General features: G+C 45.8%; 6 protein-coding genes and 1 pseudogene. 3 read left to right on the top strand and 4 right to left on the bottom strand.

The features are described from left to right. Positions 1-172: 172 nt before the first annotated feature. The 3 genes and pseudogenes from COW15_RS12980 to purM all read right to left on the bottom strand — a co-directional run bounded on the left by COW15_RS12980 (position 173) and on the right by purM (position 2,757). Positions 173-918, bottom strand: a pseudogene (locus COW15_RS12980) (HAD-IIA family hydrolase). Positions 919-1,075: 157 nt separating this feature from the next. After that, on the bottom strand, positions 1,076-1,720 hold the full coding sequence (purN, locus tag COW15_RS12975; protein WP_293632947.1) for a phosphoribosylglycinamide formyltransferase: 645 nt from the start codon (positions 1,718-1,720) through the stop codon (positions 1,076-1,078). Beyond that, positions 1,720-2,757, bottom strand: coding sequence for a phosphoribosylformylglycinamidine cyclo-ligase (gene purM, locus COW15_RS12970; protein WP_006081244.1), 1,038 nt, complete (start codon positions 2,755-2,757; stop codon positions 1,720-1,722). The genes purN and purM overlap by 1 nt, the downstream gene beginning before the upstream one ends. A gap of 327 nt (positions 2,758-3,084) precedes the next feature. Here purM and upp point away from each other — a divergent pair, with 327 nt between their 5' ends. Beyond that, positions 3,085-3,711, top strand: a complete 627-nt coding sequence (gene upp, locus COW15_RS12965; protein ID WP_198783088.1) for a uracil phosphoribosyltransferase — start codon at positions 3,085-3,087, stop codon at positions 3,709-3,711. Between the two features lie 205 nt (positions 3,712-3,916). Continuing rightward, entirely contained in the window at positions 3,917-4,582 is a 666-nt protein-coding gene (locus tag COW15_RS12960) for an RDD family protein (RefSeq protein ID WP_293632946.1), read from the top strand. A 72-nt stretch (positions 4,583-4,654) separates the two neighbouring features. Here COW15_RS12960 and COW15_RS12955 read toward each other — a convergent pair whose 3' ends face one another. Then, on the bottom strand, positions 4,655-5,974 hold the full coding sequence (locus COW15_RS12955; protein WP_293632945.1) for a Na+/H+ antiporter family protein: 1,320 nt from the start codon (positions 5,972-5,974) through the stop codon (positions 4,655-4,657). Positions 5,975-6,340: 366 nt separating this feature from the next. Between COW15_RS12955 and COW15_RS12950 the strand changes: the two genes are divergently transcribed. Further along, entirely contained in the window at positions 6,341-6,946 is a 606-nt protein-coding gene (locus COW15_RS12950; protein WP_007647478.1) for a peroxiredoxin C, read from the top strand. Positions 6,947-7,077 lie beyond the last annotated feature (131 nt).

Genomic DNA, 7,077 nt, shown 5'->3' with positions numbered 1-7,077 from the left:
GAGTGAATGGCGTGCCTGTGTGCGATACCCTACGATGTAGCATAATTAGGAGCAGTTATTTAGATAAATGTGTCACTACCGAAGATAAATTTATTTAAGGTATTTAGTTTATGGTGCCCTGCGACGTAGCACTGGGCACACATTGGGAAATAAGCTTAATTAAAGTGTAGAGTTAAACCACATCAATATCGCCCGCGCAGGCAAACACATGGTTCGGGCGGAAGGGTTCTTTGTCGATATCTTCAAGCTTACTCACGCCACTGGTAACCAGAATGGTTTCAAGCCCCGCTTGGAAGCCCGCCAGAATATCGGTGCGCATATTGTCGCCTATGATGACGGTATTTTCAGAGTGGCCATCAATATGGTTAAGCGCCGAGCGAATAATCCATGCGCTCGGTTTGCCCACGTAGAAAGGTTTTTACCGGTAATACGCTCGATAGGTGAGCACAGGGCGCCACAGGCTGGGCTGTAGGCAGGGCCGTGGGTATCGGGATTGGTGGCAATAAAACGCGCGCCGCGGGCGACGAAACCCGCGGCCTTATGGATCATCTCCCAGTTGTAGGATCGGGTTTCACCGACGATCACAAAATCGGGGTTGATGTCGGTAATGGTAAAGCCTGCCTTGTAGAGTTCATGGGTGAGAGCGCCTTCGCCAATCACAAAGGCTTTACTGCCTTCTTGGTGTTTTAAAAAGTCGGCGGTGGCCATGGCGGAGGTGTAAAAGCATTCTTCGGGAATATCAATACCGGCGGCGCTTAAACGGTTTTGCAGATCCTTACCCGTTTGTACCGGGTAGTTTGTGAGGATCACCAGAGGATTGCCTTGCTCTAAAATGCGCTGGATAAATTTGTCGCTGCCGGGGATCAGTCTATTGTCGTGCAGTAGTACACCATCGATATCGCAGATAATATTTTTCATCTAAAGAGTCCCTTGTATGCCGAGCAAAAATCACTTTTCGTTAAGTTATCTAATGCCACATTGCCTCAGAAAACAATGCTTTTGTGGAAAATAGTTAAAAAAATAGAGACCCTAAGGTCTCCATTTGTGATCTCGCTACCATTGCTTTAAAGCGGAACTAATCAGGCGCGTAACCGCTCGGGCCGATAAGATTGCCATCGAGATAGGCTTGGCCATTTTGCATGTTAAGACGTTGCTGACTAAACCATTTCACCACGAGAGGATAAATGGCATGTTCTTGCTCATGCACGCGGGCGGCGAGCATGTCAGCGGTATCTTCTTCATAAACAGGCACTTTGGCCTGTAAAATCACCGGGCCTGCATCAAGCTCTGGCGTGACAAAATGCACGCTGGCACCATGTTCGCTGTCGTTAGCGTCAATGGCACGTTGATGGGTGTTTAAGCCAGTGTATTTTGGTAACAGTGACGGATGGATATTGATCATGCGACCTAGATAATGATTCACGAAATCATCGGTTAAGATCCGCATAAATCCTGCCAACACGATTAAATCGGGTTGGTATTGTTCGATCACTGTCATTAAACGTGCATCGTATTCAGAGCGAGATTCACCTGGGTGAGCTATCACGCAGCTGGTATCAATTTCGCCATGATGGGCGCGCACTAGGCCATAGGCATCGGGTTTATTACTGATGACTCCGACAACTTCGGCCTGCAGATTATCGTCGCAACCGTCGATAATCGCTTGCAGGTTACTGCCATTTCCGGAAATTAATACAACTACACGACAGCGCTGGGGCATTACAGGATCTCCACTTGCTCTTCATTGCCTTCACGATCTGCGATAGCACCGATCAGCCAAGCTTGTTCACCTTCAGCAGCCAGTAATGCCAGTGCTGCATCCACTTTATCGGCTGGCAGCGCGACTAACATGCCGACGCCACAGTTGAAGGTGCGATACATTTCGTATTCTGCAATGTTGCCATTTTCCATTAACCAACTGAAAACGGCGGGCCATTGCCATGAATCGCCTTGGATAACTGCTTTTAAATTATCTGGCAGTACGCGTGGGATGTTTTCCCAGAAGCCGCCGCCAGTAATGTGTGCCATTGCATGTACGTCTGATGCTGCGATCAGTTTCAGCAATGATTTCACGTAAATTTTGGTTGGCTCAAGTAGATGCTCAATTAGCGGTTTGCCATTGAGATCTTGTTGAGGGTCTGCTTGGCTCACTTCTAATACTTTACGTACTAAAGAGTAACCATTTGAATGGGGGCCGCTCGAGGCTAATGCGATAAGCGCATCACCCGCTGCCACTTTGCTACCGTCAATGATGTCGGCTTTTTCAACTACGCCCACGCAGAAACCCGCTAGGTCGTAATCTTCACCTTCGTACATGCCTGGCATTTCAGCGGTTTCACCGCCGATTAACGCACAACCAGATTGGAAACAACCTTCGCCGATACCGTTGACGACAGAGGTCGCGGTTTCAACATCCAGCTTGCCCGTTGCATAGTAATCGAGGAAAAACAGTGGCTCAGCGCCTTGAACGATTAAATCGTTCACACACATAGCAACTAAGTCTATGCCGACTGTGTCGTGTTTTTTATAGTCGATAGCTAAACGCAATTTAGTTCCAACACCGTCGGTGCCAGACACTAAAACCGGTTGCTTGTATTTAGTGGGGATTTCACACAGGGCGCCAAAACCACCTAAGTTGCCCATAACTTCTGGACGACGGGTACGTTTAACGGCTGCTTTAATGTTACTTACCAGTGCATTACCTGCATCAATATCAACGCCGGCATCTTTATAGCTCAGTGGGGTAGGTGTGCTCACGGAGGGATCCTCTCGGGTACATCGTTATTGGATTTTATGCGGCGGTATTCTATCAGCTTGTGCTAGGGGTCGAAAGTCATGATTTAGATTTATCCCAATTGGTGAGCGATTTTTGCCTCGAATGGGGGACATTTCACTTTCGATGTCGTGGGGTTGGTCACAAAACAGTAAATAGATGCGTGTATCTTAAGCAATAGAAAATTAATCTTGGGAGATTGCTCACGATTAGCCCGAATGACAAAACTTTATGTTTTACCTAATAAACAAATCAACTAGAATCTGAAAAATTTGCCTAAGATAATACGCGAACAAAAGTAGGAGAGAAAAATGAAAGTTGTCGAGGTTAAGCACCCCTTAGTGCGTCACAAAATCGGCCTAATGCGCGAAGGTGACATTAGCACTAAACGTTTCCGTGAGCTAGCCGCCGAAGTGGGTAGTTTACTAACCTATGAAGCTACCGCAGATTTCGAAACTGAAACTGTTACGATTGAAGGTTGGAATGGCCCGGTTGAAGTCGACCAAATCAAAGGAAAAAAAGTCACGGTTGTGCCGATTTTACGTGCGGGCCTTGGCATGATGGACGGCGTACTTGAGCATATTCCCAGTGCGCGTATCTCAGTTGTCGGCATTTACCGTGACGAAGAAACCTTAGAGCCTGTGCCTTACTTTGAAAAGTTAGCCAGTGATTTGAATGAGCGCATTGCGCTTGTTGTCGATCCTATGCTCGCAACAGGCGGTTCTATGATTGCCACCGTGGATTTATTGAAGAAACGCGGTTGTACTTCAATCAAAGCCTTAGTATTAGTGGCTGCACCTGAAGGGATAAAAGCCCTAGAAGCGGCGCATCCTGATATCGAGTTATATACCGCCGCTATCGATAAATGTTTAAACGAGAAGGGCTACATTCTGCCTGGTTTAGGCGATGCGGGCGATAAAATCTTTGGTACTAAATAATCTGTTGGTTTAATTCCTATCATTAAAAAAGGGAGCCTTAGCTCCCTTTTTTATGCGCTTTTACCTAAAGGCTCTTGAGTCTTGACACCTTGGCGTGTTAACAAATTGTTGAATTGGAACAATGGCAATGCTATTTTTCTGCGTTTAAAGACATGCCCAGCGTTAAGGTTGAGGCAAATATAAATGTGCACGGAGAATGCATTTAATGGATGTTGTTCCAAATTATAATAACTACACCTTGGATGAACTGATTGATGTTCAAAGGAATATCAATCGGAACAAATATCCTGATAGAGCGGCAGACGTTGATGCACTTATCTCGCTAAAACTTCAGGATCCTGAAATTAAATCGATCATGGATAAACAAGCGGAATTAGAAAAGTACGCTACGTTTGGTCCTCGATTTTGGTCCTCTATAATCGATAGCGTAATCATCAGTATTTGTTCTGTGATTATTGTATCTGCGATTACACACGTAGCGTCTGTATTCCAAGTCGCGTTAAGTTATTTCGATACTTGGAAGTTTGCATTGTATTCCGTGCTGCTCCACACCCTTTATGGTCAAACATTTGGGAAAATGATCCTTGATATCAAGGTAGTTGACTATAAAACTGAAGGGGCCATTAGTTTTAATCAAGCGCTATTAAGGGATTGTGTTCCCATCATCATGTTAATTTTACTTGTATTTTTCAATGTATTTTTCCCGCTTGAGACTACAGAGGATATGTCGAGTTGGAAGTTCTATACCATCATTGGTTTAAGTCTTTCTTTCCTTATCTGGCATCTACTCGAAATCATTACCATGTTATTTAATGAAAAAAATAGGGCAATTCATGACTATTTAGCTGGGACGGTCGTTATTCGTACCTGACTTATGTACCTAGCAAATAAAAAAGCGTGGAATTATCCACGCTTTTTTATTTAACGCCCATGAGTCTAAGCCTTAGAGCACCATGGCGGCAATCCAACCAAAGACCAGCAGGGGAATATTGTAATGAATAAAGGTGGGGATCACGCTGTCACGGATGTGATCGTGTTGACCATCGGCATTCAAACCTGCGGTGGGGCCTAAGGTGGAATCCGATGCTGGCGAGCCTGCATCTCCCAGCGCCGCCGCCGTGCCGACTAAGGCAATTGTTGCCGCTACCGAAAAGCCAAAACTTAATGCCAGTGGTACATAAATAGTCGCGATAATCGGGATCGTCGAGAAAGACGAGCCAATGCCCATAGTGATCAGTAGACCAACTAGTAGCATCAAGAAGGCGGCGAGGGCCTTATTATCGCCAATGATATCGCTGAGTGAGGCCACAAGCGTACTTACTTCACCGGTTTCTTTTACCACAGCGGCAAAGCCCGCGGCGGAAATCATGATAAAGCCAATATTGGCCATCATGCGCACGCCTTGGTTAAAAATATCTTGATCTGCAACGTGTTTTAACGCCCCCGAAACACTGAAAATCATAAAGCCGACTAAGGCGCCAAAAATCATCGAGTCGGTTGCGAGTTGTACGACTAAGGTGGCTAAGATTGCCAGTGCGGCAATGATGATATTGCGTTTGTTGAGGTTTTCTTCGGGCTCTGCAACCAGCACTTTGGCCTCGTCGTAGGTCCGAGGTTTGCGGTAACTGATAAATACCGCTGTGATTAATCCCACTACCATACCCGCCGCTGGAATTAACATGGCTGGTGGAATTTGCTCACGCACAGCGGCTAAGCCATTGCTGGTTAAGTTGGACAGTAAAATGTCATTTAAGAAGATACCACCAAACCCAATCGGTAAAATCATATAGGTAGTGACTAGGCCGAAGGTCAAAACGCAGGCGACTAAACGACGGTCGATGTTCAACTTGGACATTACATGCAAGAGGGGCGGCACTAAGATAGGAATAAAGGCGATATGAATCGGCAAAATATTCTGTGATGCCATTGACATGATCAGTAGGGATAGCAATAACAACCAGCGCACCCAGTTGGTGTTGGTCGAATTGGGATCTTGTCCAAGACTACTGATGATGCTTCTTGAGATCAGCGTCGTTAAGCCTGAGTGTGAGAGGGCGACGGCAAAGGCACCTAACAATGCATAACTGAGGGCAATCTGTGCACCGCCACCTAAGCCGGTATTAAAGGCATCTATGGTTTGGTGCAGATCCATGCCGCCCATCAGCCCCGCCACTAGGGCGCTGACGGTCAGGGCGATTACCACATTCACCCTAGCTAAACTGAGTGCCAACATTAAACACACTGCAATAACGACTGCATTCATAGTCAATTTTCTTAATTCTGTAAGCCAAAGGCGGTATTTTTGACTGTAAAGACCCTGTATGTCCAGTTTGCAGCAGCCTAATCTGGAAAATATCTGAAAATGTGAACATGCTGGGTTTTGTCTGTTAGCCGAATGTGGTCTAGCGCGCCCATCCGTTATCCAGATTGTTCTATCCTTAAGCAGTAATACCAAAATGCCCTTGAAAAATGTGATATTGGTCTTAAATAGGTTGTAAGGCAAAACACACGACTTATAATGCCTAAAGATTTGATTGGTAAGCATCCTATACACTCGTGCAGTAAAGCCAGTGTGTTTAAGGAAATGTTTACTTTAATAGTTAGTTCAACTCATAGATGGAGATATAAAATGAGCGTATTAGTAGGCCGTCAGGCTCCTGATTTTACTGCTGCAGCTGTATTAGGTTCTGGCGAAATCGTAGATAGCTTCAACTTAACTGCCGCGATCAAAGGCAAGCCAGCGGTGGTATTTTTCTATCCACTTGACTTCACTTTCGTTTGCCCATCAGAGTTGATCGCTTTCGATCACCGTATGGAAGAGTTCACTAAGCGTGGTGTTGAAGTGATCGGTGTGTCTATCGACTCTCAATTTACCCACAATGCATGGCGCAACACCCCAGTTGAAAAGGGCGGTATCGGCCAAGTGAAGTACACCCTAGTGGCTGACGTTAAGCACGACATCTGTAAAGCATACGATGTTGAGCATCCAGAAGCGGGTGTGGCTTTCCGTGGTTCATTCCTGATCGACAAAGAAGGTATGGTTCGCCATCAAGTGGTTAACGATCTGCCATTAGGTCGTAACGTCGATGAAATGCTACGTATGATCGACGCACTGCAATTCCACGAAGAGCACGGCGATGTATGTCCTGCTGGCTGGGAAAAAGGCGACAAAGGCATGAACGCAAGCACTGAAGGTGTTGCCGCTTACCTTGCTGAGAACGCAAGCTCTCTGTAATTAGCGTTAGATTTCTAGAGATAAAAAGCTGCCTTCTGGCAGCTTTTTTGTTTTAGGTGATTATTTCAGGACGAGACAAGGCCTGTTTTTGAGCGTAATTATGCTGAAAGTTAGGTGGAGTGAATAGGAAA

Source organism: Shewanella sp. CG12_big_fil_rev_8_21_14_0_65_47_15, from assembly GCF_002783505.1.
GTDB lineage: Bacteria > Pseudomonadota > Gammaproteobacteria > Enterobacterales > Shewanellaceae > Shewanella.
The sequence above is the reverse complement of the archived record's forward strand: the minus strand, read 5'-3'. Positions and strand labels throughout refer to the sequence as shown.